The organism is Amorphus suaedae (genome assembly GCF_053629675.1).
The window spans coordinates 1,632,048-1,658,071 of record NZ_JBRJIT010000002.1; the positions used below are offsets into that span (position 1 = coordinate 1,632,048).

The 26,024-nt window shown below is 69.5% G+C and carries 19 protein-coding genes; 10 read left to right on the forward strand and 9 right to left on the reverse strand.

Annotated features, from left to right (window positions below; translation table 11 throughout):
* The first annotated feature begins 597 nt into the window (after positions 1-597).
* Positions 598-966, forward strand: coding sequence for a hypothetical protein (locus AB7M35_RS21320; protein WP_453962507.1), 369 nt, complete (start codon positions 598-600; stop codon positions 964-966).
* 279 nt (positions 967-1,245) lie between these two features.
* Positions 1,246-6,252 (forward strand): autotransporter domain-containing protein, encoded by a 5,007-nt coding sequence (locus AB7M35_RS21325; protein WP_453962508.1) that lies wholly within the window; start codon positions 1,246-1,248, stop codon positions 6,250-6,252.
* A gap of 134 nt (positions 6,253-6,386) precedes the next feature.
* On the opposite strand, the gene AB7M35_RS21330 is transcribed toward AB7M35_RS21325, so the two are convergent.
* Genes AB7M35_RS21330 through AB7M35_RS21355 form a run of 6 tightly spaced genes read right to left on the reverse strand, consistent with a single transcriptional unit; the run spans position 6,387 to position 12,680 of the window.
* A complete protein-coding gene (locus AB7M35_RS21330) occupies positions 6,387-7,280 on the reverse strand; it encodes a VOC family protein (protein ID WP_453962509.1) in 894 nt (297 codons plus the stop codon).
* A gap of 20 nt (positions 7,281-7,300) precedes the next feature.
* Positions 7,301-8,608, reverse strand: coding sequence for a TRAP transporter large permease (locus tag AB7M35_RS21335; RefSeq protein WP_453962510.1), 1,308 nt, complete (start codon positions 8,606-8,608; stop codon positions 7,301-7,303).
* The gene (locus tag AB7M35_RS21340; RefSeq protein WP_453962511.1) at positions 8,605-9,096 is read right to left on the reverse strand and encodes a TRAP transporter small permease; all 492 of its coding nucleotides are present in this window, start codon (positions 9,094-9,096) and stop codon (positions 8,605-8,607) included. Before AB7M35_RS21340 ends, AB7M35_RS21335 begins: the two co-directional genes overlap by 4 nt.
* A 3-nt stretch (positions 9,097-9,099) precedes the next feature.
* Positions 9,100-10,128: a TRAP transporter substrate-binding protein gene (locus tag AB7M35_RS21345; protein ID WP_453962512.1), complete on the reverse strand. Its 1,029-nt coding sequence runs from the start codon at positions 10,126-10,128 to the stop codon at positions 9,100-9,102.
* A 21-nt stretch (positions 10,129-10,149) separates the two neighbouring features.
* The gene (locus AB7M35_RS21350) at positions 10,150-11,796 is read right to left on the reverse strand and encodes an FAD-dependent monooxygenase (RefSeq protein ID WP_453962513.1); all 1,647 of its coding nucleotides are present in this window, start codon (positions 11,794-11,796) and stop codon (positions 10,150-10,152) included.
* Positions 11,797-11,828: 32 nt separating this feature from the next.
* A complete protein-coding gene (locus AB7M35_RS21355; protein ID WP_453962514.1) occupies positions 11,829-12,680 on the reverse strand; it encodes a fumarylacetoacetate hydrolase family protein in 852 nt (283 codons plus the stop codon).
* A 115-nt stretch (positions 12,681-12,795) separates the two neighbouring features.
* Here AB7M35_RS21355 and AB7M35_RS21360 point away from each other — a divergent pair, with 115 nt between their 5' ends.
* Positions 12,796-13,524, forward strand: a complete 729-nt coding sequence (locus AB7M35_RS21360) for a GntR family transcriptional regulator (RefSeq protein ID WP_453962515.1) — start codon at positions 12,796-12,798, stop codon at positions 13,522-13,524.
* A gap of 234 nt (positions 13,525-13,758) precedes the next feature.
* Here AB7M35_RS21360 and AB7M35_RS21365 read toward each other — a convergent pair whose 3' ends face one another.
* Positions 13,759-14,415 carry a helix-turn-helix domain-containing protein gene (locus AB7M35_RS21365; RefSeq protein ID WP_453962516.1) on the reverse strand — a complete coding sequence of 219 codons (657 nt, stop codon included), beginning with the start codon at positions 14,413-14,415 and terminating at the stop codon, positions 13,759-13,761.
* Positions 14,416-14,569: 154 nt separating this feature from the next.
* On the opposite strand from AB7M35_RS21365, the gene AB7M35_RS21370 reads away from it, so the two are divergent.
* The 7 genes from AB7M35_RS21370 to AB7M35_RS21400 are packed head-to-tail and all read left to right on the forward strand — an operon-like array spanning position 14,570 to position 23,951.
* Positions 14,570-15,730, forward strand: coding sequence for a mandelate racemase/muconate lactonizing enzyme family protein (locus AB7M35_RS21370; protein ID WP_453962517.1), 1,161 nt, complete (start codon positions 14,570-14,572; stop codon positions 15,728-15,730).
* A 19-nt stretch (positions 15,731-15,749) separates the two neighbouring features.
* Positions 15,750-16,778, forward strand: coding sequence for a TRAP transporter substrate-binding protein (locus AB7M35_RS21375; RefSeq protein WP_453962518.1), 1,029 nt, complete (start codon positions 15,750-15,752; stop codon positions 16,776-16,778).
* Positions 16,775-17,302: a TRAP transporter small permease subunit gene (locus tag AB7M35_RS21380; protein WP_453962519.1), complete on the forward strand. Its 528-nt coding sequence runs from the start codon at positions 16,775-16,777 to the stop codon at positions 17,300-17,302. Before AB7M35_RS21375 ends, AB7M35_RS21380 begins: the two co-directional genes overlap by 4 nt.
* 15 nt (positions 17,303-17,317) lie before the next feature.
* Positions 17,318-18,625: a TRAP transporter large permease gene (locus tag AB7M35_RS21385; RefSeq protein ID WP_453962520.1), complete on the forward strand. Its 1,308-nt coding sequence runs from the start codon at positions 17,318-17,320 to the stop codon at positions 18,623-18,625.
* A gap of 30 nt (positions 18,626-18,655) precedes the next feature.
* Complete coding sequence (locus tag AB7M35_RS21390) at positions 18,656-20,728, forward strand: hydantoinase/oxoprolinase family protein (protein ID WP_453962521.1); 2,073 nt, start codon at positions 18,656-18,658, stop codon at positions 20,726-20,728.
* Positions 20,729-20,736: 8 nt separating this feature from the next.
* The gene (locus AB7M35_RS21395; protein WP_453962522.1) at positions 20,737-22,461 is read left to right on the forward strand and encodes a hydantoinase B/oxoprolinase family protein; all 1,725 of its coding nucleotides are present in this window, start codon (positions 20,737-20,739) and stop codon (positions 22,459-22,461) included.
* Positions 22,458-23,951 carry a gamma-glutamyltransferase gene (locus tag AB7M35_RS21400; RefSeq protein WP_453962523.1) on the forward strand — a complete coding sequence of 498 codons (1,494 nt, stop codon included), beginning with the start codon at positions 22,458-22,460 and terminating at the stop codon, positions 23,949-23,951. Before AB7M35_RS21395 ends, AB7M35_RS21400 begins: the two co-directional genes overlap by 4 nt.
* A gap of 208 nt (positions 23,952-24,159) precedes the next feature.
* Here the strand turns inward: AB7M35_RS21400 and AB7M35_RS21405 are convergent, their stop codons facing one another.
* Both AB7M35_RS21405 and AB7M35_RS21410 read right to left on the reverse strand, forming a co-directional pair.
* A complete protein-coding gene (locus AB7M35_RS21405; RefSeq protein WP_453962524.1) occupies positions 24,160-24,903 on the reverse strand; it encodes an ATP-binding cassette domain-containing protein in 744 nt (247 codons plus the stop codon).
* A 150-nt stretch (positions 24,904-25,053) separates the two neighbouring features.
* Complete coding sequence (locus AB7M35_RS21410) at positions 25,054-25,998, reverse strand: sugar ABC transporter substrate-binding protein (RefSeq protein ID WP_453962525.1); 945 nt, start codon at positions 25,996-25,998, stop codon at positions 25,054-25,056.
* Positions 25,999-26,024: the final 26 nt, after the last annotated feature.

Sequence of the window (26,024 nt, forward strand, 5' to 3'; positions counted from 1 at the left end):
ATGAACCGATCGCTTTGGATTGTAAGGCGAACGGCAGCCTTTCGCCTGATGCATTCGAGAGCAGACAGTCCGCCGTCGGCAAAAACCGGCCTAAAGGTCACCGTTGGTCGGGCATTGCCAATGCATCGGACGAGCTGCGTTGCTCCGTTTCAGCATCCGCTCATGGTGCCTTCCGAAGTCGCAGAGTCCCCGTGGTCCCGCCACCCCGGTCTTCCCCACTCAGGCATAGCGCCATAACCATCCCTCCATCTCGACGACCTTTCCGTCGGGCAGACGGTCACCAAGGCCAGCCATCGGGTCGACGCGGAGGAGATCAAGGCGTAGGCGCGCCAGGTCAGTCCGTGGCCGTTCCGTCTGGACGAGGCGGGGGCGGGGGAGGTGGTCTTCCGGGGGCTGGCGGCGGGCGGGGGGCATGTGGCGTCGATCGCCATGCGGCTCCTGGTGGCCGGCGGTGCGCCGTTCGCCGACGGCGTCATCGGGGCGGACCGTTCGCCCCGCGCGTGCGCTCACCGAACCCGTTGCGGACGGACCCGTTGCTGACGTTCGAACAGGTCCCGGGAGACCTTCGCCCTCGGGGAGGGGCAGCCTCTGTTTGCCTTGGCCGGCATGGGGTGCACCTGGACGGGCGGCCGCGGCACGACGGCCGATCCGGTCGAGGGCAAACGGCAGCTCTCTTCGGTCCTGACGTGTGAACCGGGCGCCGTCGTCGCGCAGATCCGCCCGAAGGCAATGCCGGTCATCCGGACGACGGCCGGGGAGATGGATGCCTGGATGCGGGCGGCGTGGGCGGAAGCGTCGGCACTGCAGAGGCCGCTGCCGGACAACGCGCTTCAGGTTGTCGCGCATGGCGAGCGGAGCGATCCCGCGCAACGACCGCTTCGCGCCCAAGTCGGCCGTTCCAAGTGGCTGCGCCGTGCGCTGTGCGCGGCGAACAGGTCAGTCGGCGAACGCCTTCGGGCGGCCTGAATATTAGCGCCTTCTAATTGTACGCGCGTCGTTGTTGCAACTCGGATACAGCCGGCCGGGATTCGAAGTTGTTCGGCGTGGACTCAAGCGCGATCAATCTTGCCCAACACCGCAGAGATGTGGTCGCGTTCACTTGAGCCGACCAACTGTCAGCCGACAGAGCATACCAGATACCGCCAAGTCGGCGACATGTGGGGAACGTTGATGCGACCGCAGAATTCGACCGTCGATCCGGTGTCCAGGCTCGAGGGGGGGACCCGCTCCGACGAAGCGAGTGGGATGAGCGGTCGCAAAATACCCATTCTTCGAACCCTCCCGACCCGTCTCGTCGGCACCGTTGCGCTTGTTGCGCTTGCCGCAGCGCCCGCCTTCGCCGACGGCGGCGCCGGCGGCAATTCCAGCAACGGGGCGACAGGCGGGGCAGGCGGGTCGTCGAACGCGACCGACCCCGGTGGCGCCGGCGGCGCCGCAGTTCAGATATTGACGGTCACCAGCGGCGGCGGCGGCGGCGGCGCGGGAGCGAGCGGCGGCGCAGGCGGCGCGGGATCTTCTGGCGGCGCCCCCGGCGGCAGCATTCCGGGGGATCCGGGGAGCGACGGTGTCCTCGCGAGCGGCGGCGGCGGCGGCGCACACGGCGCCGTGACGGGCGCGACGCCCTTCACCGCGACCGGCGGCCTCGGCGGCATCGCCGGCAACGGGTCCAGCGGTCCCAACGGCGGCGGCGGCGGCGGCGGCGGCGGCGCCGGCGGATACGGCGTCGTTTTTACAGGGATCGGTTTTACCACCATCGCGAATACGACGACCATCACCGGCGGGCAGGGCGGGTCCGCCGGCACCGGCGGCGGCAGCAACGTCGGCGGCGGCAATGGCGGCGGCGGCGGTGATGGCGGTCGCGGACTCGATCTCACGCAGCCGGTAGACCTGCTGACCATCGATGGAACAGCCGGCGGCGGAGCCGGCGGTTCGGGCGGTGCGGGTGGGCAAACCTCGGGCGCCATCTCTGCGGGATCGGGCGGTTCCGGCGGCGCCGGCGGTGCGGGTCTCTTCGCGGCTCAGGCCGTCGACCTGACCATGACCATTTCCGGCACGGTCAGCGGGGGCAATGGCGGCAACGCTGGTGCGGGCGGGATGACAACCGGGGCCGGCTCCGGGGGCGCGGGCGGCACTGGCGGAACCGGCGGGGCGGGCCTGCAGGCGACCCAGAACGCCGTTCTGTTGATTTCCGGCACGGTCACCGGCGGCACCGGCGGTATCGGCGGCAACGGCACGTCGTCCAGTGCAGCCGGTAACGGCGGCGCCGGCGGTGCCGGCCTGTCGTTCGATTCGACCGCGACGGTCAAGATTATCGGTTCCGGCAGTGTCGGCGGCGGCGCCGGCAACTTTGCCGGGACGCAGGTCAGCGGCGGATCGGCCGGCACGAACGGTGCGGGCGGCGTCGGCATCCGGGGCGCCGGACTGGACGTCACGGTGGAGACCGGCGGGTCTGTCTTGGGCGGGCTGAACGCCGGCTCGGGCCGGGCGAACGCGATCGAGTTCACCGGCGGCACCAACCGGCTGACGGTCCATGCCAACCCGGTCGTTACTGGCAACGTCGTCGGGGGCGGAACCTCCGATACGCTCGACCTTGGTGGCTCGACCAATGGCACGTTCAATGTCTCGTTCATCGGACCGGCCTCGCAGTTCCGCGGCTTCGAGGCGTTCGAGAAGACCGGCACGAGCACCTGGACGCTGAACGGAACCACGACCGAGACGACGCCCTGGACCATCAAGGGCGGGACGCTGTCCATTTCCACCGACGGTGCCCTCGGGGAAGGCACGGTCACGATCGATGGCGGAACGCTCGCCATCACCGCCGACACGACGGTCGACAACAGGGTTTCGCTTAGGCCGTCGAACGGAACGATCTCGGTTGGCACAGGTATCGCGGCAACGCTCAGCGGATCGACCACAGGCTCCGGCAACCTCACCAAAGCGGGGGCGGGCACGCTCACGCTGTCCGAGACGTCTTTGTTTTCCGGCTCGACGACGGTCTCGGCCGGCCGTCTTGTTGCTCCGCCGAACTATACGAGCCCGACATCGGTTGCTTCGGGGGCGGTCTTCGAGCTTCCGTTGTCGATGTCCGGGGTCATCTCCGGAACGGGAAGCCTCGAAAAGACCGGATCCTCCAGCGCCATCCTCAACAGCGACAGCTCGGCATTTGCCGGCTCGACATCCGTTCTGGCCGGCTCACTGTCGTTGATGAACGGTCAGCTCGGCGGGTCCGTTGCGATATCGCCCGGCGCCACCTTTGCGTTGAATCAGACGGTCGACAGGACGTTCTCGCTCGTCTTTTCCGGCGCAGGGGCCCTGACCAAGGCGCGGCAAGGCACGGTCGTGCTCACCGGCAACAGCGCGGCCTTCACCGGCGCAACGACGGTCAGGACCGGACCTCTCCTCGTCAACGGGACGCTTGGCTCGCCGGCGTCGACGCTCACCGTCAATTCCGGCGCGACGCTGGGCGGCACCGGCACGGTGGGCGGCGCGGTGACCGTGCAGTCCGGCGGCACGCTGTCGCCTGGGGCGAGCCCGGGCACGCTGACGATCGGCGGGGCGCTGACCCTCTCCGCAGGGTCCACGTCGGTGTTCGAGCTGAACACGCCGAACGTGTCGGCCGGCGCGACCAACGACTTCGTTTCCGTCGGCGGCAACCTGACGCTCGGCGGCACGCTGCAGGCATCCGTCGGTTCGGCCGGCTACTACAATCTCTTCGGCTATGGCGGCACGCTGTCGGGGGCGTTCGACACCACCTCGGTGACCGGGGTCACCGGCGCGACCTCGACCGTCGATACGGCGCGGGCCGGTCAGGTCAACCTGCAGGTCGTCGGTCCGGACCAGTCGATCCAGTTCTGGGATGGGGCGAACGCGACGGCGAACGGATCGGTTGATGGCGGATCCGGCACCTGGGACGGCACCACCACCAACTGGACCACCAGCAGCGGTTCGGTGAACTTCGCGTGGTCGAAGTCGGTCGGGGTGTTCTCCGGCACGGCGGGCACGGTGACGGTCTCGGGCACCCAGGCGTTCGACACGCTCCAGTTCAAGACCAGCGGCTATCAGCTCACCGGGGGCACGCTGGCGCTGTCGCCGGCGAGCGGAACCGCCGGCACGCTCAACGTCGATGGCGGCGTGACGGCGACGATCGGCTCGACGATCGCCGACGGCACCGGGACGACGCTCGCCAAGTCCGGTTCCGGCACGCTGACGCTGACGGGAGCGAACACCTACACGGGCGGGACGCAGGTGTCCGCCGGCCGGCTCGTCGGCAACACCGGGTCGATCAAGGGCAATATCGCCAACGCCGGCACGGTGGAGTTCGCGCAGGTCTCGGCCGGCACGTTCGCCGGCACCATCGGCGGGCTTTCCGGCACCAACGGGCAGATGGTGAAGTCCGGGGCAGGGACGCTGACGCTGACGGGGGCGAGTTCGCTGCCGTGGTCGATCCTCGCCGGCTCGGTGGTGTCGACGACGACGCTGTTCACCGGCGACGTGATGGTGGCGGGCGGCACCAACCTCACCTTCGACCAGGCCTTCGACGGAAGCTATGGCGGTGCGGTGACCGGCACCGGCAACATTCTCTACACCGGCGGCGGGCAGGTTTCGCTGACCGGCAACACCTCCGGCTACGCCGGCGAGACGACGGTGTCGAACTTCACGCTGACGCTCGGCGGCAACACCCTCGGCGGCACGCTCGCGCTCGGCTCCGGCGGGCGGCTGGCCGGCAACGGCACGGTGGGGGCGACGACGGTGCAGTCGGGCGGCACCATCGCGCCGGGCAACTCCATCGGCACGGTCAATGTTGCCGGCGACCTGACGTTCCTGGCCGGCTCCACCTACGAGGTGGAGACCCAGCCGGGCGGCACGGCGGCCGACCTGATCCACGCCACCGGCACGGCGACGCTCGCCGGCCGGGTCCTGCACATCGGTTTCGACGGCAATTACGCGCCGACGTCGACCTACACGATCCTGACCGCCGACGGCGGCGTGGTCGGCAGCTTCGACGGCGTCTCGTCGACGCTCGCCTTCCTCGACCCGACGCTGCTTTACGGGGCGAACGCCGTCACGCTGCAACTCGTGCGCAACGACACCGACTTCGCGGAACTGGCCCAGACGGCCAACCAGCGGGCGGCGGCAAACGGCATCGAGAGCCTCGGCATGGGCAACGCCGTCTACGACGCGGTGGTGGCGCTGGACGACGCGGCCGCGCCGGCGGCGTTCGACGCGCTGTCGGGCGAGATCCACGCCAGCCTGAAGACCGGGCTGGTGGAGGACTCCCGGATCGTGCGCGAGGCGGTGCTCTCGCGCATCCAGCAGGCGTTCTCGTCGCTCGGCGGCCGCGGCGCGGAGGGCATCGCCTACGCCGGCAACGGCGCGCTGGCCGCGCCCGCGCCGGCCCTCGCGGCCCCCGCCTTCGCCGCCTGGGGCGAGGCGTTCGGCTCGTGGGGGTCGTCGGACGGCACGTCCAACGCGGCGAAGCTCGACCGCGACACGGCGGGCTTCCTGGTGGGCGGCGACGCGGGCGTCGGCGGATATGGCCGGCTCGGCTTCGTGGCGGGCTACCAGTCGTCGGGCTACGACGCCGACGGGCGGTCGTCGTCGGCCGATGCCGACACCTACCAGCTCGGCCTCTACGGCGGCACCGCCTGGCGCGGCCTGAATCTCCGCGCCGGCGCGGCCTACGCGTGGTCGGACGTCGACACCTCGCGCATCGCGTCCTTCCCCGGCTTCTCCCAGTCGCTGACGGGCTCCACCAACGCCGGCACGGCGCAGGTGTTCGGCGAGGCAGGCTACGAGGTCGTCACCGGGCCAGTGGCGCTGGAGCCGTTCGCCGGTCTCGCCTACGTCTCCGTGTCGACCGACGGGTACACCGAGAGCGGCGGCGCGGCGGCGCTCACCGTCGACGGCGACACCACGGAAGTGACCTACACGACGCTGGGCATCCGGGCAGGCGCCGACCTGCCGCTCGGCTTCGTGCGGGCGCGGGCGACGGGGCTGCTCGGCTGGCGCCACGCCTTCGGATCGCTCGACCCGACGGCCACCAACGCGTTCGCCGGCGGCACGGCGTTCACCGAAGCGGGCGTTCCGATCGCCGAGGACGTGGCGGTCATCGGCGCGGGGCTGGAGTTCGACCTCGGACCGGTCAAGTCCATGGGCATCGCCTCGGCCACCCTCGGCGTCTCCTACGACGGCCAGTTCGGCGCCGACGCCCAGGACAACGCCGCGACGGGCAGGCTTACGCTCCGGTTCTGACGCGGGCGGGTCTCGCCCGACCGGAGCCTCCCGTCGACGTCCGGAAACCGACCGTCCGATCGAAAGATCCGACGGTCCGCTCCATCGTGCCCGGCGCAGCCGGCGCTGAAGGCCGCTGTTCTGCCGGCGACCTGTCAGAGGGCCTGAAAGCTCACGCCGGGCTCGAGGAAGTTTTCCGGCGGCGGGGTGCCCCACGTGTTGATCCAGCGGCCGCCCATGCCCTGGCTCATGTCCCAGATCCGCGGCTCGTACGCCAGGTCGTGGTCGATGCGGTCCATCTCGACCGAGTTCTCCACGATGCAGCCGACCGGGTCGATGTAGTAGGTGAAGATGTTGCCGCCGGCGCCGTGACGCCCGGGGCCCCAGAACAGGGTCCGCTCCCTGGCGACGAGCGTGTCGGCGAGGCGCGCCAGCTCCTCCTGGCTCTTCAGGTCGAAGGCGTAGTGGTGGAGCCGGCCTTCGCCAGGACCCAGCGCCAGCGAATGGTGGTAGCCGTCCTCGGCGCGGAACCAGCGCAGCGCGCCGCCATCGGTCTGGTCGGAGAGCTTCATGCCCAGGATGTCGGTGATGCAGTCGGCGGTCTCGGCCGTGTCGGGCACGAAGAGGTTCACGTGCTCCAGCCGGCGGGGCCGCGCGCCGGGCATCGCGTGATAGGCCGACGCGCTGCGGGCCACGGGCGAGTGGACTTCCATCCGGGCGCCGCCGGGCATGACGAACGTCACCGCCCGCTCGATGCCGGGGAGGGTGGGCGTGTCGGACACGATTTCCAGGCCGTCGGAGAGGGCGCGGCGCTTCACCTCGTCGATCGCCTCCAGCGAGACGGCTTCCATGCCCATGGAGATCATGCACGCAGCGTCGGTGCGCGAGTACACCATCTCGAACTGGCGGGTGTTCGACGACATGAAGACGGTGCCGTCGTCGGTTCCGGTGACCCGGAGCCCCACGATGTCGGTGAGATCGGCGGCGTTTTCGGCCGGGTCCGGAACGCCCAGGTGGACGTATCCGATTTGCTTGACGAGATAGGTCACGGCGGTTTCCTCCGTACGCGTTATTGCAGCATCGACGGCAACCAGAGCACCAGCCCCGGCCAGGCGATCATGAGGGCGATGAGAACCATCGGCGCGGCCAGGAACGGCAGCGAGCCGCGGTAGATGTCGGTGATCGAAAGCCCCGGCGAGACGGCCTTGATGACGAACAGGTTCATGCCGACCGGCGGGGTGATGAGGCCGATCTCGATGAGGATGACGAGCAGGACGCCGAACCAGATCGGGTCGTAGCCGAACGACAGCACCAGAGGCAGCGTGATCGGCACGGTGATGAGGATCATCGCGATGCCTTCCAGGAAGCATCCCATCAGGATGTAGATCACGCACAGCACGATGATCACCGCGGTGGCGCCGAGCCCCGCCTCGGCCATGCCGTCGGCGATCGTGGTGGAAAGGCCGGTCTGGACGATGAAGTAGGAGAACATCGTCGACGCCATCACGATGAAGATGACGCTGGCGACCAGCCGCACGGTCTCCAGGAAGGACGTCGTCGCGCCGCCGATCGACAGGCGACCGGTCGAGATCCCCAGCACCAGCGCCCCGAGCGCTCCGACGGCGGCCGCCTCGGTGGGGGTGAACCACCCGGTGTAGATGCCGCCGAGCGTGACGGCGAAGAGGAGCACGACGTGCCAGATGCGCCCGAGCGTCCGGACCGCCGGTTCGCGCTCGCCGGCCGGTCCGCCGCCCATTTCGACGCCGGATGCCATGCGACGGCTCAGGAAGATGGCCACGCAGCAGTAGAGCCCGGTGAGGATCAGGCCGGGGACCAGCGCGGCGGCGAACAGTTCGGCGACCGACTGCTGGGCGATGATGGCGTAGATCATCAGGATCAGCGACGGCGGGATCAGGATGCCGAGGGTGCCGCCGGCGGCGACCGAGCCGGCCGCGAGAGAGGGCCTGTAGCCGGCCGCCAGCATCTGCGGGATCGACACCTTGCTCATGGTCAGGGCGGTGGCGACCGACGATCCGCAGACCGCGCCGAACAGCGCCGAGGCAAAGATGGAGGCGATCGACAAAGAGCCGCGCGCGCCCCGCAACGCGACGTGGCTGGCGCGGAAGAGATCCGCCGACAGCCCCGAGACGGCGGCGACGGCGCCCATCAGCGTGAAGAGGGGCACGACGGAGAAGGTGTAGGCCGAGGCCATCTCGATGGGCAGCGCCCCGAGCATGAGGTTGGCGCGCATGAAGCCGTCGGTGGCGGCGTAGCCGAAGAAACCGACGAGGCCGAGGGCGACAGCCACCGGCACGCGCGCCAGGATGAGCAGCACAAGGACGGCGATGCCGGCGCACGCGAGGACGAGCGGCGTCATGTCCGCGCCTCCGGATTTCCGCCCCGGGCAAGCCGGACGATGGCGCCCGCGCAGGCGAGCACCGAGGCCGCGAACGAGAACAGGATCAGCGCGTAGAGCGGCCACACGGGCATGCCGAGATCCGGCTTCATGTCGCCGAACGTGCGGGCATCCATCATCGGAGCCGTCACGTTGCGGCAGAGGAGCGCGAGAAACACGATCGTCAGCAGGAGGGCGACCACCTTCACCCCCCGCAGGATGCCGGCCGGCAGGATGGTGTCGAAGAGATCCACCTGGATCTGCTCGCTGCGGAGGAACGCCTCGGGCAGGCCGAGCATCGCGGTTGCCAGCACCATGATCTCGACGATCTCGACCACGCCGTGCAGCGGCCGGTTGGCCGCCCAGCGCGCCGCGATGTCGTAGTCGGTCGCCAGCATCATGACGAGAAGCGAGACCGCGCCCAGGCCGGTGCACAGCCGGGCGAGTCCGGCCAGGGCGCGATCAAGCATCGCTCAGAGCTCCGCCTTGAGCTGGTTCACCCGGGCGACGATGGCATCGACGTCGATGCCCTTGGCCTCCAGATCGGCGATCTGCCGGTCGGCCACCGGCTTCAGCTTCTCGGCGAACGGGATCTTCCTGTCGCCGGTGAGCTCGATGACCTCGACGCCCTTTTCGACCATGAACCGCCGGCCGGCGGCCTCGGCCTTGTCGTAGAGCGCGCCGACGCGGCGCCCGGCTTCCGGGCCGGTGCTGTCGTGAATGACCTTGCGCATCTCGGCCGGCAGCCCGTCGAGGGCGTTCTGGTTCATCACCAGCGAGAAGAACCCGACCGAGCTCGCGAGCTGGCTCACCTTGGTGACCGCCTGCTGCAGCTGGAACGCCTTGCCGCCCTCGAAGTTGAAGACGGCTCCGTCGACGACGCCCTTGGCGATGGCATCGGCCAGTTCGGTCGGCGCGATGGTCGCGGGCGATGCACCGAGCGCCTCCAGCTGCGTGGAGACGATGGCGCTCGTCGGCCGGATCCGCAGGCCCTTCATGTCGGCGGGCGTCTCGATCAGCCGGTCCTTCATGAAGAAGCCGAGGGACGTCGACACCACGTCGTAGAGGATCTCGGTGCCGGTATACTCGGGCTGGAGAAGGTCCTTCATGGACGTGGCGATCCATGAGGCGTCGGCGGTGCTGACCGGAACGCCCGCGTCATCGGCGAACAGGAACGGCAGCGACAGCGCGTCCGTCCGCGGGAAGCGGCCGGGCGACAGCGCGATGTAGACGAAGGCGAGATCGGCGACCCCGGTGCGGGCCAGGTCGTACTGGCGGGGCGGCGGGCCCATCTGGCCGGCCGGAAACACCTGGATGTCCAGGCCACCGCCCGTCGTCTCGCGCAGCTCGTCGGCCCAGCGGTTCAGCTCGGCGTTGATCTGGTGCTGCGGCGGCAGATAGTGGGACAGCTTCAGCTGATGGGTTGTCTGGGCACGGGCGATCGCCGGAAGCGCCAGGCATGCGGATGCGGTGGCCAAAAAGGTCCGTCGGGACAGTGACATCGTGTTCCTCCCAGGTGTTTTTCACGCCGAAAGGCGTGTCTTGTTGAGTGCGGCGGCGCCCCGGATGCGGTCGATCAGCTCTCGCGGATCGGGGATCCGGCTGCCGCGCCAGGCCACGTGCTGGTCCGGCCGGACGAGCGCGTAGGCGGCGCCGTAGAGGTCGCCGAGGCCTTCGTCGGACAGGTCGACGACGGCGAGCGGCAGCCCCGCCGCGGCGGCCTCGGTCGCAAGCGAGCGCTCGAGGGCGGCGTCGTGCCCCGCCAGCCGCAGCAGCGTGAAGCCGGCCCCGAACGCGTCGTAGATCGAGCGGCCGTCGGCGAGCCAGGCGTGCGGCGCGAGCGCGCCCGGCCGGGCGGTCGGGAGATAGTCGGTGACGGAAAAGGGCGGCGCGTCGCCTGCCTCCTCGGCAACGACCGGCGAGCCCTCGTAGCGATAGCCGAGCACGACGCCGAGCGACACGAACTCCGGTCGCTTGATCCTTTCCACGGCGGCGGCGGCGGAGCGGCGCGCCGCCTCTCCGGTGGGGCCCGCGTCGGCCAGGTTCGGCCCGCTGAAGTGATCGCTGAGCGCCGCCACGTTCTCGGTGGAGGTTTCGAGCACCTTCTCGTGGACCGGCTTGCGCTCGCGCTCGTAGCTGTCGAGAAGGGCGTCGGATCCCCAGCCTTCCAGCGTCGCGGCGAGTTTCCAGCCGAGGTCCACCGCGTCGCCGATGCCGAGGTTCATCCCGTGCCCGCCGAACGGCGAGTGGAGGTGGCAGGCGTCGCCGGCGAGGAAGACGCGGCCGTCGCGGTAGCGGTCGGCGATGAGCCGGTGAACGGTCCACTCGTCGCGCGCCAGGATCTCCAACGGGAAGTCCTTCTGGATGGCGGCGCGCACGTGGCCCAGAAGCGTCGCGTCGTCGGTCGGCGCGCCGATCGGGATCGCCATCGCCCAGAACCAGGTGTCGTTGCGGTCCATCGGCCCGATGATGCACGGCGCGTCGGGGTTCACGACCCAGTGGAACAGCGCGCCCTTCAGGCCGGGGTCGGCTTCCAGCCCGGGAATGCGCAGGATCAGCGTGATGAAGGAGACGAGGTTGCGCTGGCCCTGCATGGCGATGCCGAGGGCCTCCCGTACGGTGCTGCGGCCCCCGTCGGCGCCGACCAGATAGCGCGCCCGGATGGCCTGGCGGGTTCCGTCCGCACCGGCGACCGACGCCGTCACGCCGTGGGCGTCCTGCTCGAAGGAGACGAGCCGGGCGCCGAAATCCACCCGCGCCAGCGGCTGCGACTGGACGTGATCGAGCAGGATGCCCTCGACCACGTACTGGGGAATGAACTCGGCGTTCTCCGGAAACCGGTCGTCGCGCCTCGGGGTGGCGCAGAAGGCATTCTCGAAGGCGTGGATCTCGTGGCCGAACAGGCCGGTGGAGAAGGCGACGCGGCGGGGGAAATCGGGCGACAGCGGCGAGCGGCTGCGGACCTCCGGGGCGAGGCCCCAGCGCCGCATCTGCGTCATCGTGCGGACGTTGGTCGTCTTCGCCCTCGGCTGCACGCCGACGCGGGCGTTCTTCTCGACGACGCGCACGGTGTGGCCGCGGCCGGTCAGCTCGGTCGCCAGCGCCAGGCCGGCAGGCCCGGCACCGACGATCAGAACGTCGCAATCGTGGCGTTGCGCTTCGTGTGTCATCGCTCCCTCCCCAGACAGCGGTTCGACCGGTTCTAGTTCTCCGCGATGATGGGATTGCGCAGGAGGCCGATGCCCTCGATCTCGATCTCGCAGACGTCGCCCGGCTGCATGAGCACCTTCGGATTGCGGGCAAAGCCGACGCCGGCAGGCGTTCCGGTCACGATGAGGTCACCCGGCTCGAGCGTCATGCCGATGCTGAGCAGCGACACCAGCCGGGCCACGTCGAAGATCAGGTCGGACGTCGAGGCGCTCTGCATGACCTTGCCGTTGAGCCGGGTCTCGAGCTTCAGGCCCGTCGCGCCGGCGGGCAGGGCGTCGGCGGTGACGAAGGCCGGGCCGAAGCCACCGGTGCCGTCGAAGTTCTTGCCGATGGTCCATTGGGTGGTGCGCAGCTGGTAATCGCGGATGGAGCCGTCGTTGAAGATCGAATAGCCGGCGACGTGGTCGAGCGCCTGGTCTTCCGGGATGGCGCGGCCGGCCTTGCCGATCACGGCGACCATCTCACCCTCGTAGTCGAACGCGTCGGAGGCCTTCGGCCGGACCATCGGCGCGCCGTGGGGCACGAGCCCGGTGTTGAAGCGCACGAACACGGTGGGGAAGTCGGGCGCGTCCATCCCGCTCTCGGCGGTGTGGTCGGCGTAGTTGAGGCCGACGCAGAGGATCTTGCCGGCGCGCGCGAACGGGACGGCGTAGCTCACCGTGTCGGGATCGACCGGGGTGCCGGCCTTCAGTGCATCGGCGGCGGCGGCGAAGTCGCCGGTGCGGACGATGTCGTCCAGCGTCCCCGGAAACGCGGAATCGGTCGCGATCCGACCGCGGTACCCGTCTCCCGTCTCGATGGCCAGGCCCTGGTTGCCCGCCTGCTCGAAGCTCACGAACCGCATGTCGGTGTTTCCCCACATCAAGGATCTTGTGTTTAAGTGCACATATGCCCATAAAAAGAACAGGTCAACATAAAATACATTTTATTTCGACGCGGGCACCCGATAGAAACGGCACATGGACGACGTGGCGGAGCAACCCAGGAGCCTGACGGCGCAGACGTATGAGCGGCTGCGCGCGGCAATCGTGTCGGCGCGGTTCCAGCCGGGCGAAAAGTTGCGCATCGATTTCCTCCGCAACGAGTTTGCCGCCAGCTCCGGGGCCGTGCGCGAGGCGCTGTCGCGCCTGACTTCGGAGGGGCTGGTCGTCGCCGAACCGCAGCGCGGGTTTCTGGTGGCGCCGGTGTCGCGCCAGGATCTGACCGACCTAACGGACGTCCGCATCGAGGTGGAATGCCGGTGCCTCGCGTCGGCGATCCGCGATGGCGATCTGGCCTGGGAGGGGCGCGTCCTGTCGGCGAGCCATCAGCTGTCGGCGCTGGGCCGCGCCTACCTCGAGACCGACACGCCCGATTCCCGCAGCTGGCATGCGCTTCATCAGGTCTTCCACGACGAACTGACGTCGGCGTGCGAGAACACCTGGTGGCTGCGCCTGCGCCGCCAGCTCTACATCCAGTCGGAACGATACCGGCGGCTGTCGGGACCGTTCGCCGAAACCGACCGCGACATTCCGGCCGAGCACCGAACGATCGCCGCGGCGACGCTGGACCGGGACGTCGATGCCGCGACAAAGGCCATGGCCGACCATCTGCGCGCCACCACCGAGATTCTGCTGGGGTCGAAGGTCCTGTTCGCGGACGCCGCGAAGACAGCCAAACGAAGGGTAGGGGCGTCGGGTGGCCTCTGAGCGGGCGTCCACCGAATGCCCGCGGGGTTGCCGACGGATCCGCGGCGCTCAATGACGTCCGGGCGAATCGTGGGGTCGCTTCAGGCCTGAAGGGCTCAGGGCCGGCGTCCGTGCATCGGACGTGTCGTTCCCGCGCAAAGTCTCTCCAAGCGCATCGCCGCCAGCGAATACACCGGCTTTTCGGCGCGCTGGCCCGAGAACGGGTAGCGGGTGGCGGTCAGCGAAGGCCGGCGGCTAGCCGTCGACGGGCTCGGGGCGTGCCGAGGCGTTCATGAACGTCGACACGTGGCGCAGCCCCTGCTCGGGATCGTAGGACACCGACAGGACCCGCGCGTCCTCCTCGCTCACCGAGACGTAGAGGTGGGCCATGGAGCTGTCGAAATAGGAGCTTTCGCCGGCGTTCAGCCGGAACGGCGCATAGAACTCCGTATGCACCTCGATCGCGCCGGAGAGCACGTAGACGAACTCCTCGCCGTTGTGGCGGCTCCAGTGGTCGAACTCGTCGATGCTGCGCGCCCGCACCCGCATCTCAAGCGGAACCATGCCCTTGCGGGAGAGCTCGGTCGCGTGGGCGCAATAGTCGTACTGACCACTGGTGAAGCGCGCGCCTTCGCCCTTGAGGGTCGCCGTCTTGCGGCCGAGGACCGCCGGTCCGCCTGCCGCCACGCGCTCCTTCGCGACCAGTTCCTCCAGCGGCAGATCGAGCCCGTCGCAGATCCGCTTGATCACGTCGAAGGACGGAGACACCAGCCCGTTCTCGATCTTCGAGAGACCCGACACGGACACGCCGGTCCGCTCGCTCGTCTGAGAAAGCGTCAGCTTCAGCGCCTTGCGCGCTGCCTTGAGCTGCTGCCCGATGCCTCGATCCGACGCGTGCTGACCGTCATCCATGGCGGACCGAATCCTCCTGCGTGTCTCAGCCTATTTTTTTCGCGATTTGCTCAAATAGCAAGCGAAGTGGAATTTTCGTACAAATTTTCCTTGAAGAAAAATTTTCTGGTGTTTTCCTTATGGGAACCAAAACAGCAACCGGGTTCCGCACGGCATGAAAATCACATCGATCGAGGCCATCCCCTACCGGCTTCCGGTTCGCCGGGAGTTCCGCTGGAACGGGCTCAACCAGGGTCTCGGTCATTTCGTCCTGGTCCGTGTGACCACCGACACCGGCCTCGTTGGCCACGGCGAGGCGGTGCCGCTTCCCGACTGGGGCGGCAGCTTCGGCCGCCGTGCCGGCGAAACCCGCGCCACCGTCTGCGCCATGGTCGACGGACTGCTGGCGCCGGCGCTGATCGGCACCGATCCCTGCCAGATCTCCGAGGCGTGCGCCCGCATGGAGCGGGTGGCCGTCGGCCACACCTACGCCAAGTGCGCCGTCGAGATGGCGCTGCACGACCTCTGGGGCAAGGCGGTCGGACAGCCGATCCACCGGCTTCTCGGCGGGGCCGTGCGGTCGGGCGTGCCGATCGCCCACATGGTCGGCCTGATGGCGTTCGACGACGCCGTGGCCGAGGCCGAGGCGGCCATCGGCGAGGGGCTGACCGCGCTGCAGATCAAGGGCGGCGAAAGCGGCGATCGCGACGTCGCGCTGATCCGCACCCTGCGCGAACGGCTCGGTCCGGACGTCGTGCTTCGGCTCGACGCCAATCAGGGCTACGGCTCGGCGAAGTCGGCCCTCACGGTCCTCTCCGCGTTTGCGCCCGGCGAGCTGAGCTACGTCGAACAGCCGGCCGTCGGCCTGGAGCACATGGCCGACGTCACCCGGGGATCGCTGGTGCCGGTGGTGGCGGACGAGAGCTGCTGGACGCCGCGCGACGCGCTGGACCTCGTCGCGGCGAAGGGCGCCGACTGCATCTCCATCTATCTCGCCAAGGCCGGCGGCTTCCGGCAGGCGGCCGCGGTCGCCGCCATCGCGGAGGCCGCGGGGCTCCCCTGCGATGTGAACGGCTCCATCGAGTCCGGGATCGGCAACGCCGCGAACATCCAGTTCGCGCTCGCCACCCCGGCCGTCACCCTGCCGTGCGTGATCCCGGTTTCGGCGCCGGCCGATGCCCATCCCTGCCGCGTCGGCGGCAACTATTTCGAGGACGACATCATCACCGAGGCCTTTCCCTTCCGCGATGGCGCCATGGGCGCCCCGGACGGGCCGGGGCTGGGGGTCGAGGTCGACGAGCGCAAGCTCGACCGGTTCAGGCAGTCTGCGATCTAACCAGAAGAGGGGAACTGACATGAGAGCGAAGACCTGTATCCAGACCTCCCGCCGCCTGGCGGCATCGGCCGCGCTCGGCACCGTGCTGCTGGCGGGAGCCATGCTGCCGGCCGCCGCCGCCAACGTCGCCTGGGACATGTCCATGGAGGACCGGGCGAACTCGCTGCCGGGCGAGGGGGCGACGGCGTTCGCCGAGGACGTGAAGGAGCTGACCAACGGTGAGGTCGTCATCACCGTCCATCACGGCGGCGCGCTCGGCTTCAAGAACAAGGATCATCTGGAGGCGCTGCGCGACGGCATCCTGCCGCTGGCCCAGAGCATCTCCGGCGCGTTCGCCGGCCAGGAGCCGATCTTCCTGCTTTCGTCGCTGCCGTTCGTCGCCCGCAACTTCGGGGAGGCGAAGGTGCTGTACGATGTGGCCCGCCCGAAATACGAGGAAGCGCTCGCGCGCAACGGCCAGAAGCTGCTTTACACCTCGCCGTTCCCGCCGTCCGGCATCTGGGCCAAGAAGGCGATCACCTCGGTCGACGACCTGAAGGGGCTGAAGCTGCGCACCTACGACGTGAACGGCACCATCACCTTTAAGAACCTCGGCGCCGCGCCGCTGCAGGTGAGCTTCAGCGATGTCGTGCCGCAGCTGAGCACGGGAAATCTCGATGCGGTCCTGACCTCGGCGGACGGCGGCCGCTCGCTGAGCTTCTGGGACTTCCTCTCCCACTTCAACGACGTGGGCTACGCCTATCCGCTCAACGTCACCGCCGTCAGCCTGTCCGCCTTCGAGGAGCTGACGCCGGAGCAGCAGGACGCCGTCATGAAGGCCGCGGCCGCGGCGGAGAAGCGGGACTGGACGACTGTGGAGTCCTATCAGGAGAAGAACTACGAGACCCTGCGCGGGCACGGCATCGAGATCGTCACCGACGCCCCGGCCGAGTTCCAGGAGAAGCTCTCGGAAGCGCGTGAGCCGGCCATCGCCGAGTGGCTGGCGAAGACCGGCCCGAGCGGCCAGGAGACCCTCGACGCGTTCGCTGCGGAGGTCGGCCACAAATGATCGCGTCGGTCGAGACCTTGGAACGCATCGCGCGCTTTCTCGGACTGGTCGCAGCCGTCCTGTGCGCCTTCATCATGGCGTTCGTGACCTGCCACATCATCCTCGAAATCATCCTGCGCAACGTGTTCCTGACCTCGACCTACGCCCTGGACGAGCTGGTGGGCTATGGCGTGGGCGCGATGAGCGTGCTCGCCATGGCCTACACGCTCAGGGAGGGCGAGATGATCCGCGTGCGGATTCTTCTCGCCCACCTGCCGCCGCTGGCGCGCCGGATCGTCGAAATCGCCTGCGCGCTGGTCTGCCTGGTCCCGGTCGCCGTCATCGCCAACTCGTTCGCCCAGACGGCCGTGCGCAGCTGGCGCGAGGGCAGGGTCAGCACCGGCTATCTCGAGGTCCCAATGTGGATCCCGGAAGGCGTCTTCGCCATCGGGCTCTTCCTGCTGGCGTTCCAGCTTGCGACCTACGCGGCGCGTCTCGCGGTCGACCGCGACGCCCCGCTCTACGAATCCGGCCCGCAGGGCTAAGGCGGAGCGATCGCAATGGGCGCGGAAGTCATCGGCCTGATCCTCCTCGGACTGGTCGTTCTCTATCTCGGCCTCGGCCTGTGGGTGTTCGCCGGCGTGCTGCTCGTCGGCATCACCGGCCAGATGCTGCTGCTCGGCTTTCCGGTCGAGCGCGTCGCGAACCTGGCGCGGGTGTCGATCTTCCGCAGCGCCACCGGCTGGGAGCTGTCGGCCCTGCCGCTGTTCATCTGGATGGGCGAGATCGCGTTCCGCACGGACGTGGCGGACCGGCTCTTCCGCGGCCTCGCGCCGCTGGCCGATCGGGTGCCGGGCCGCCTGCTGCACACCAGCACGTCGGCGTGCACCCTGTTCGGCGCCGTGTCCGGCTCGAGCGCGGCCACCGCCGCGACCGTCGGCAAGATCATCAACCGGGCCCTGGAGGACCGCGGCTACGACAGCAGCCTCACGGTCGGGTCGCTGGCCGCCGCCGGCACCCTCGGCCTGCTCATTCCGCCGTCGATCGTGATGATCGTCTACGGCGTCGTCGCCGAGGTCTCGATCGCCAAGCTGTTCCTGGCCGGGGTCGTGCCGGGGCTCCTGATCGCCTCGGTCTTCTCCGCCTACATCATGGTCCGCTGCGCGATCAACCCGGCGCTTTCGCCCGCCCACGGGGACCGCCCGGGCCTGTGGGAGGCGGTGCGCGCCCTGGGGCAGCTCTGGCCGATCCTGCTTCTGGTCGTGATCGTCATGGGCGCGATCTATTCGGGCATCGCCACGCCGACGGAAGCGGCGGCGGTCGGTGTCGCGGCGACGCTCGTCGTGGTCACGATCACCGGGCAGTTCAGCTTCCAGCTCCTCGCCGCCTCGTCGATGGCGGCGGTCCGCACCTCCTGCATGATCATGGCGATCATGATCGCGGCGTCGCTCCTCTCCACGACGCTCGCCTATCTGCACGTTCCCACCGACCTCACGAACTTCGTGCGCCAGAGCGACCTCGGGCCGTACCAGCTCATCCTCGCGGTCGGGCTTCTCTTCCTCGTGCTCGGCTGCTTCCTCGACGGGGTCTCCATCACCGTCATGACCATGCCGGTGGTGTTGCCGCTGGTGGTGGCCCAGGGCTTCGACCCGATCTGGTTCGGCATCTTCCTGCTGGTGATGGTCGAGCTGGCGCAGATCACGCCGCCGGTCGGCTTCAACCTGTTCGTGCTGCAGGGGCTGACCGGCCAGCCGCTGTCGCGCGTCGCCCGCGCCGCGGCGCCGTTCGGCCTGCTGATGGCCGGCTGCCTCGTCGTGCTGACCGCATGGCCGGGAATCGTGCTGTGGCTGCCGGGCCTCATGCGGTGATCACCTCCAAGAACGTCTCGGGAGTATGAGATGAACGGCCTGCGCCTCGCCGCGGACATCGGCGGCACGTTTACGGACATCGCGCTTCTGTCGGCGGACGGAGAGCTCTTCACCGCGAAGGTTCCCTCCACTCCGAAGGACTATGCGCTGGCGATCCTGGAAGGCGTGGAAACGCTTCTCGGCACCCACGGGCTCGCGCCCGACGGCATCGAGGAGATCCTGCACGCCTCGACGGTGGCGACCAACGCGATCCTGGAGTCCAAGGGCGCGCGCACCGCGCTCGTCACCACCGCCGGCTTCCGGGACGTCCTGGAGCTGCGCCGGATCCGGGTGCCGCGCCTCTACGAGCCGCTGTACGAGAAGCCCGCCCCGCTGGCCGAACGCCGCCACCGCTACGAGGTCGCCGAGCGCATCGCCGCCGACGGCTGCGTGGTGACGGCGCTCGACGAGGCGGCCGTGGCCCGGATCGCCGAGGAGATCGCGGCATCCGACATCGAGGCGGTCGCGGTCTGCTTCCTCAATTCCTACGTCAACCCGGACCACGAGCGCCGCGCCGGCGAGATCCTCCGGCAGCGGCTGGGCGATCGCTTCCTGACGCTGTCGGTCGACGTGCTGCCGGAAATCCGGGAATACGAGCGCACCAGCACGACCGTCATCAACGCCTACGTCGGCCCGCCCGTGGGCCGCTACCTGACCTCGCTGATCGCCCGCTTCGAGGCCGCCGGCCTCAACGCGCCGCTGCGCATGATGCAGTCCAGCGGCGGCCTCCTGCACCTGCACTCGGTCATCGCCAAGCCTGCCCAGGTGGTGGAGAGTGGGCCGGCCGCCGGCGTGATCGGCGCGGCCCGCATGTGCGGCGCGGCGGGCTATGGCGACGTCATCACCCTCGACATGGGCGGCACCACCGCGAAGGCCGCCCTGATCGAGGGCGGGCGGCACGTCTCGACCGACGAGTACGAGGTGGGGGGCGGCATCTCGCTCTCCAGCCAGCTGGTGAAGGGCGGCGGCTACGCGCTGAAGCTGCCCGTGATCGACATCTCCGAGGTCGGCGCCGGCGGCGGGTCGATCGTCGGCAGCGACGCGACCGGCCATCTGAAGGTCGGCCCGCACAGCGCCGGCGCGGTGCCCGGTCCCGCCTGCTACGGGCGCGGCGGAACGCTGCCCACCGTCACCGACGCCAACGTGGTGCTCGGCTATCTCAACCCGGTGGCGCTCGGCAACGGCAGCATGCCGATCGATGCCGCCGCCGCCGAGACCGCGATCGCGAGCGTCGCCGGCGGCCGCGACCTGCGCGAGGTGGCCCACGGCATCGTCGAGCTGACCGCCGCCACGATGATGCGCGCCGTCAAGGCGGTGACCACCTACCGCGGCCGCGATCCGCGGGCCTTCGTGCTGTGCGCGTTCGGTGGCGGCGGCGGTCTCTACGCGGCGGAGCTGGCGCGCGGGCTGGGCATCCGGCGGGTCCTCGTGCCGCCGGCGGCCGGCGTGTTCAGCGCCCTGGGCCTGCTGTTCGCCGATCTCGAGGTGACCCTCTCCAACAGCTGCCTCCGCCGTCTGGACGCCGCCGACCCGGAGGAGACGGAAGCCCTCTACGCCGCGCTCACCCGCTCGGCGCTCGCCGAACTCGGCATGTCGGAGGAGGATGTCGTGGTCACCCGGCAGGCCGACCTGCGGTATGCCGGCCAGGCCTTCGAGCTCGGCATCCCGCTTCCCGACGGCCCCGTCGCGGCGACCACCTTCGCGACGCTGTCCGACGGCTTCGACGCCAGCCACGAAGCGACCTACGGCCACCGCCTCCCGGCGAGCCACCCGAAGGAACTCGTCACGCTGCGGGTGCGCGCCCGCGCCGTCGACAAGGCGCCCCGCCACCTCAATGCGGCGAAGTTCCTGCAAGCCCGCCCGGCGATCGCGCCGCACCGGCGCCCGGTCTATTTCGGAGCGGCGGGTCTGCTCGACACCGAGGTGGTCGGCCGCCAGGCGCTCTCGCCGGAGCCGCGGCCGGGGCCGCTGATCGTCGAGGAGTTCGAAGGCACCACCGTCGTTCCGCCCGACTGCCGCGCCAGCCTCGACGGGCGCGGCAACATCATCATCGACCTGCCGTGAGGGAGACCATGGCCGACATCGATTCCCTGCGGCTCGAAATCATCCGCAACGGCTTCAGCACCGTCGCCGATGAAATGGCGCTGATCCTCATGCGATCCGCCCATTCGATGATCGTCCGCGACTCCATGGACTATTCGACGGCCGTCTGCGATCCGCAGGGTCGGATCGTCGGCCAGGGGCTGACCACGCCGATGCACCTCGGCAGCTTCTACGACGCCATGCGTCACCTGATCGGCCAGTTCGAGGGGCGGATCGCCGAGGGCGACCTGTTCATCGGCAACGACCCCTATCTGGCGGCGGGCCAGCACCTGCCGGACATCTACGTCATCGAGCCGCTGTTTCATGACGGCGTGCTGGAGGGCTTCGCCACCACCATCGCCCACCACGCCGACGTCGGCGGCATCGTTGCCGGCTCCAACTCGATCGGGGCGCGGGAGATCTACCAGGAAGGCCTGCGGCTGCCTTTCCTGAAGCTCCTGGAGGCCGGCGTGCGCAACACGGCGATCCTCGACATCCTGGCGGCGAACGTGCGCGTGCCCGACAAGGTCCTGGGCGACCTGAACGCCCAGATCGCCGCCTGCGCGGCGGGGCGGAAGGGATATCTGGAGCTCTTCGCCCGCTACGGATCGGCGACGATGCGCCAGGCGATCGAGGCGATGCACGACCATGCCGAAAGGCTGGCGCGGCTGCAGATCTCCGCCATGCCCGACGGCGTCTACACGTTCGAGGACCACATCGACGGGCTGGGCGACACGCCCGAGCCCATCGTCTTCCGGGTGAAGGTGACGATTGCCGGCGACGAGATCACCACGGACTGGACCGGCACCGCGCCGCAGGTCGCCGGCGGCATCAACGCGCCGCTGTCGTTCCTGAAATCGAACGTCTACGCCGCGCTGCGCTCGGTCATGTCGGAGGACGTTCCGAACTGCCACGGCTTCACCCGGCCGATCCACGTCGTGGCGCCGGCCGGCACCATCGTCAATGCGGTCCATCCCGGCGCCTGCGGCGCGCGCGGCATCACCGGCTATCGCATCGCCGACTGCCTGTTCGGCGCGCTGGCCCAGGCGGTGCCGGACGCGGTGACCGCCGACGGGACCGGGGGATCGACGCTGCCGACCATCGCCGGCTGGCAGGACGGGCAGCCGTTCGTGTTCTCCGAGTGCGTCATGGGCACCTGGGGCGCCTCCAGCGGACACGACGGCCAGTCCGGCGTTCCCCACATGTGTTCGAACCAGTCGAACGTGCCGATCGAGATGATCGAGGCCGAGTATCCGATCCGGATCGAGCGCTACGGCTACGTCAGCGACACCGGCGGGGCCGGTCGCCACCGCGGCGGCATGGCGCTGGTGCGGGACTATCGCGCGCTCGCCGACGGGCTCACGCTTTCCGTCCGCTCCGACAAGCGGGATTTTCCGCCCCACGGCCTCGGCGGCGGCGGCACCGGCGCCCCCTGCGTGAGCATCCTCAATCCCGGAACCGAGGATCGGCAGCTGCCGACGCTGTTCACCGAGCCGGTCACCCTGCGCAAGGGCGACGTCTTCCACCACCGCATGGCCGGCGGCGGCGGCTACGGCCCGGCGTGGACCCGCGACCCGGCGCTCGTGCTGGCCGACGTCGTGCAGGACATCGTGTCGCCGGCGGCCGCACGGGAGGTCTACGGGGTGGTGATTTCCGGCAGTCCGCCGCGCCTCGACGAAGCCGCCACGGACGACCTGCGGAGGGCCGGCCGGTGAGGTTCGTCGTCGATCCCTCCAGGCTGTTCCGCGATCCCTATTCCTCGCGCCATCGCCCGCTCGTGCCGGGGCGCCGCGCCGCGGTCTCCGCCGCCCACCCGTGGGCGTGCGCGGCGGCGACGGAGGTGCTGGGGGCCGGCGGCAACGCCGCCGACGCCACGATCGCCGCCCAGGCGGTCCTCTCGGTGGTGATGCCCGAGGCGGGCGGCCTCGGCGGCGACGGCTTCTTCCTGGTCCGCGTGCCCGGCGGCGACGTCACGGCGATCAACGCCGCGGGGCGGTCGGCGTCGGTGCCGTCGGGCCCGATCGGCGACGACGGCACCAGCGTCACCACGCCCGGCCTCGTGGCCGGGTGGGGCGAGCTGTCGAGCCGCTTCGGAAATCTCTCCCTGGAGCGCGTGCTCGCGCCTGCCGCGGAAATCGCCGCCGAAGGGTTCCCCATCCGGGGCGAAACCCACCGCGCCGTCCGGGCGCAGGCCGCGCGGCTGCAGCGGGGCGGGGCGGAGACGTGGCCCTTCCTCGCGGCAGGAGCCGGGGCGACCGTCGTCCAGCCGCGGCTTGCGGAGACGCTGCGGTCCCTGGGCGTGGAGGGGCCACGGTGGTTCCACGAAGGCCCGCTGGCCGGCGCGATCGCGCGCGCGGTCCAGGCGCGGGGCGGCACGCTGAGCGAGGCGGACATCGCCGCCCATCGCAGTGACGTGGGCGCCGCGCTCGAACTCGCCTGGGGCGGGGCGCGCGTTTTCGTACAGCCGCCGATGTCCCAGGGGGTGCTGCTGCTCGCCGCCCTCAAGGGCGTTGCCGGACTGGACATCCCGCCCGACCGGCTCGATCACGCCGCGATCGAGACGATCCAGGCGGTGTTCGCCCTGCGCGACCGGGTCGGGGAGGGCGCCGCGCTGCTCGACGCGCCGCTCGAGGTCGACCTCGAACGCGCCTCGCGCCGCGCCGGGCCGCGCAGCTATCTCCACACCGCCGGCGTCGCCGCCGCCGACGCGACCGGGATGGTGGTCTCGTCGCTGATGAGCGTCTTCGACGATTTCGGCTCGGCGATCCACGTGCCGGAAGGCGGCTTCGTCCTCAACAACCGCGCGGCGGGCTTCACGAATCCTCCCAACGATTACGCCCCCGGCAGGCTGCCGGTGCACACGCTGGCGCCCGCCCTGGTCGAGGCGGGCTCCGCGGCCTTCGCGCTGGCGACACCCGGGGCCGACGGCCAGGTCCAGACGCTGCTTCAGATCCTGCTCGCCGTGGCGTCCGGAACCGACCTCGCCCGGGCAATCGACGCGCCCCGCTGGCGCAGCGAGGAGGGCCGGCTCCTGGTGGAGGCCGGACACGCAAGCGGCGCGGACCTCGCAGCGCTCGGTCACCTGGTCGAAAGCGTCGAGGCCGGGGACACCCGGTTCGGCGGGATCGTCTGTGCCGGGCTCGATGAAGACTGGCCCTTTGCGGTATCGGACTGGCGCCGCGAGAACTGGACGGCGGCCTGCTAGCAGGGGGTTACAGAACGGGCAGGAAGCCGGGCATGGCCTTCCGATGTCTGGTGAGGCCAGTCCCGCTTCGGGGCGCGGTGCCGGAAAGCCCGCCTCTGCTCAGTCCCGAAAGCCATCATTCCCGGCCTCGGACCTTCCCGGGAATCAATGGACTTCTAAACCGTGCTCCGCGATCGGCGGGCGGTCGCAGTCCGGCTGGCCGATGATGTCAGGACGTCGTGCTGACCATGATGCGATGGGCGAGGGCGTCGGCGTCCAGGCCGGCCGTCGGGTGGGATTCGATCGACCGGCCGCCACTGAAGATCGTCACCCGGTCGGCGACGGCCACCACGTCCTTCATGTTGTGGCTGATCAGGATCACGGTGACGCCGTTCGAACGGAGCGTGCGGATCAGCTTCAGCACCTGCTCGGTCTCGCGGACGCCGAGCGCGGCGGTCGGCTCGTCCATGATGATGATTTCGGCCTTCCAGCGCAGCGCCCGGCAGATCGCCACCGCCTGCCGCTGACCGCCCGACAGGTTCTCGACCGGCGCCGTCATGTCCTCGAGCGTCGAGTTCAGCTGCGCGAGATAGCCTTGCGCCTCGTCGATCATCGCCTTGCGGTCGAGCACCTTGATGCCGAAGCGGCGCCGTTCCAGCTCGGAGCCCATGAACACGTTCTGGTAGATGCTCATGCGCGGGGCCAGCCCGAGATCCTGGTGGATGGTGGCGATACCGGCCGCCAGGGCATCGCGGGGCGTCGCGAAGCGCGACACGGCGCCGTTGACGGCGATCTCGCCTTCGTCGGGGATCTCCACGCCGGAAATGAGCTTGATGAACGTCGATTTGCCGGCGCCGTTGTCACCGCAGATCGCGTGCACTTCGCCCCGGTTGACCGACAGGTCGGCGCCGCGCAGGGCAACGACGGCGCCGTAGGACTTCTTCGCGCCGCGCACCGACAGGATTTCGGACATGGGTCCCCTCCGACCTAGAGCCGTTCACTCTTCTCACGGGAATGATGAGCGGCTCCAACCAGTTGTTCTGGTGCGTTTCCGGACGGCGAACCGATTTCCACTTCGCCCGGAAACGCTCTAGCGGGGCGGCCTGCGCCGCCCCGTCACTCTCTACTTCAGGAACTGGTCGACGTTGGTCTGGTCGACGACGTCGGCATTCATGAACAGGTAGGGTCCGGACGCGATGTCCGACTTCGGCTCGCCCTTGACGGCGATCCGGTCCATCGCGTCGACGGCCGCCTCGCCCATCGCCTCGAAGGGGATGGCGACGGTCGCCGTCAGCATCGAGTTGGGATCCTTGATGCGGCGGAAGGTTTCCGGGCCGCCGTCGATCGAGATGATCGCGACGTCGCCCTTGTTCATGCCCTGCTCCTTCAGCAGGTCATCGATGATGAAGGCCTGCCCGTCGAACGACGCCCAGATGCCCTGGAAGTTGCCCGCGTTCTGGAGAAGCAGCGCGTTCATGCCGTTGCGCACGTCGTCGCGCCAGCTCTGCGTGCGCGCCATGGAGTGCGAGCCGACGACCTGGACGTTGGTGTTCTCGCTGAGCACGACGTCGAGAATCTTGCCGCGGATCCGGGTCCCGACGTTGGAATCGAACCGCTCGGTCAGAATGTTCCCGGTATAGCCGAGCGCGCCCAGAAGGTGGAGGGCAGCGTCCGCGCCGACGGCGTATTCGTTGACCTGGATGTCGAACAGCGCATCCGGGCTCGCGCCGCTCATCACGCTGATCAGCGGGATCCCGGCCTCCTTCGCCTCCTTCATCTGGGCTTCGAACTGCACCGGCTTCGACATGGCCAGCACGATGCCGTCGACGCCGCGCTGGATGAGGCTTTCGATCTGTTCCGCGTGGGTGGGGAGGGCACCGTTCGAATTGAGGACGACGACGTCCCAGCCCTTCGCCTTGGCGGCCTCTTCGACCGCATTCGCGACGCGCGCATGGGTTTCGGAGGACATCTGGAACGCGACCACGCCGAGCTCGAAGGCCTGCGCGCCGACGGACTGGCAGACGGCAAGGACTGCGGTTGCCGCTGCGAGGATCAGTTTCTTCTTCATCGCATGTTCTCCACTGGCTCCGTCTC

Coding starts and splice junctions, on each gene's coding strand:
- AB7M35_RS21325 (WP_453962508.1), top strand. CDS start 1,246: ATGAGCGGTCGCAAAATACCCATTCTTCGAACCCTCCCGACCCGTCTC.
- AB7M35_RS21335 (WP_453962510.1), bottom strand. CDS start 8,608: ATGACGCCGCTCGTCCTCGCGTGCGCCGGCATCGCCGTCCTTGTGCTG.
- AB7M35_RS21340 (WP_453962511.1), bottom strand. CDS start 9,096: ATGCTTGATCGCGCCCTGGCCGGACTCGCCCGGCTGTGCACCGGCCTG.
- AB7M35_RS21345 (WP_453962512.1), bottom strand. CDS start 10,128: ATGTCACTGTCCCGACGGACCTTTTTGGCCACCGCATCCGCATGCCTG.
- AB7M35_RS21350 (WP_453962513.1), bottom strand. CDS start 11,796: ATGACACACGAAGCGCAACGCCACGATTGCGACGTTCTGATCGTCGGT.
- AB7M35_RS21355 (WP_453962514.1), bottom strand. CDS start 12,680: ATGCGGTTCGTGAGCTTCGAGCAGGCGGGCAACCAGGGCCTGGCCATC.
- AB7M35_RS21360 (WP_453962515.1), top strand. CDS start 12,796: ATGGACGACGTGGCGGAGCAACCCAGGAGCCTGACGGCGCAGACGTAT.
- AB7M35_RS21365 (WP_453962516.1), bottom strand. CDS start 14,415: ATGGATGACGGTCAGCACGCGTCGGATCGAGGCATCGGGCAGCAGCTC.
- AB7M35_RS21370 (WP_453962517.1), top strand. CDS start 14,570: ATGAAAATCACATCGATCGAGGCCATCCCCTACCGGCTTCCGGTTCGC.
- AB7M35_RS21375 (WP_453962518.1), top strand. CDS start 15,750: ATGAGAGCGAAGACCTGTATCCAGACCTCCCGCCGCCTGGCGGCATCG.
- AB7M35_RS21380 (WP_453962519.1), top strand. CDS start 16,775: ATGATCGCGTCGGTCGAGACCTTGGAACGCATCGCGCGCTTTCTCGGA.
- AB7M35_RS21385 (WP_453962520.1), top strand. CDS start 17,318: ATGGGCGCGGAAGTCATCGGCCTGATCCTCCTCGGACTGGTCGTTCTC.
- AB7M35_RS21390 (WP_453962521.1), top strand. CDS start 18,656: ATGAACGGCCTGCGCCTCGCCGCGGACATCGGCGGCACGTTTACGGAC.
- AB7M35_RS21395 (WP_453962522.1), top strand. CDS start 20,737: ATGGCCGACATCGATTCCCTGCGGCTCGAAATCATCCGCAACGGCTTC.
- AB7M35_RS21405 (WP_453962524.1), bottom strand. CDS start 24,903: ATGTCCGAAATCCTGTCGGTGCGCGGCGCGAAGAAGTCCTACGGCGCC.
- AB7M35_RS21410 (WP_453962525.1), bottom strand. CDS start 25,998: ATGAAGAAGAAACTGATCCTCGCAGCGGCAACCGCAGTCCTTGCCGTC.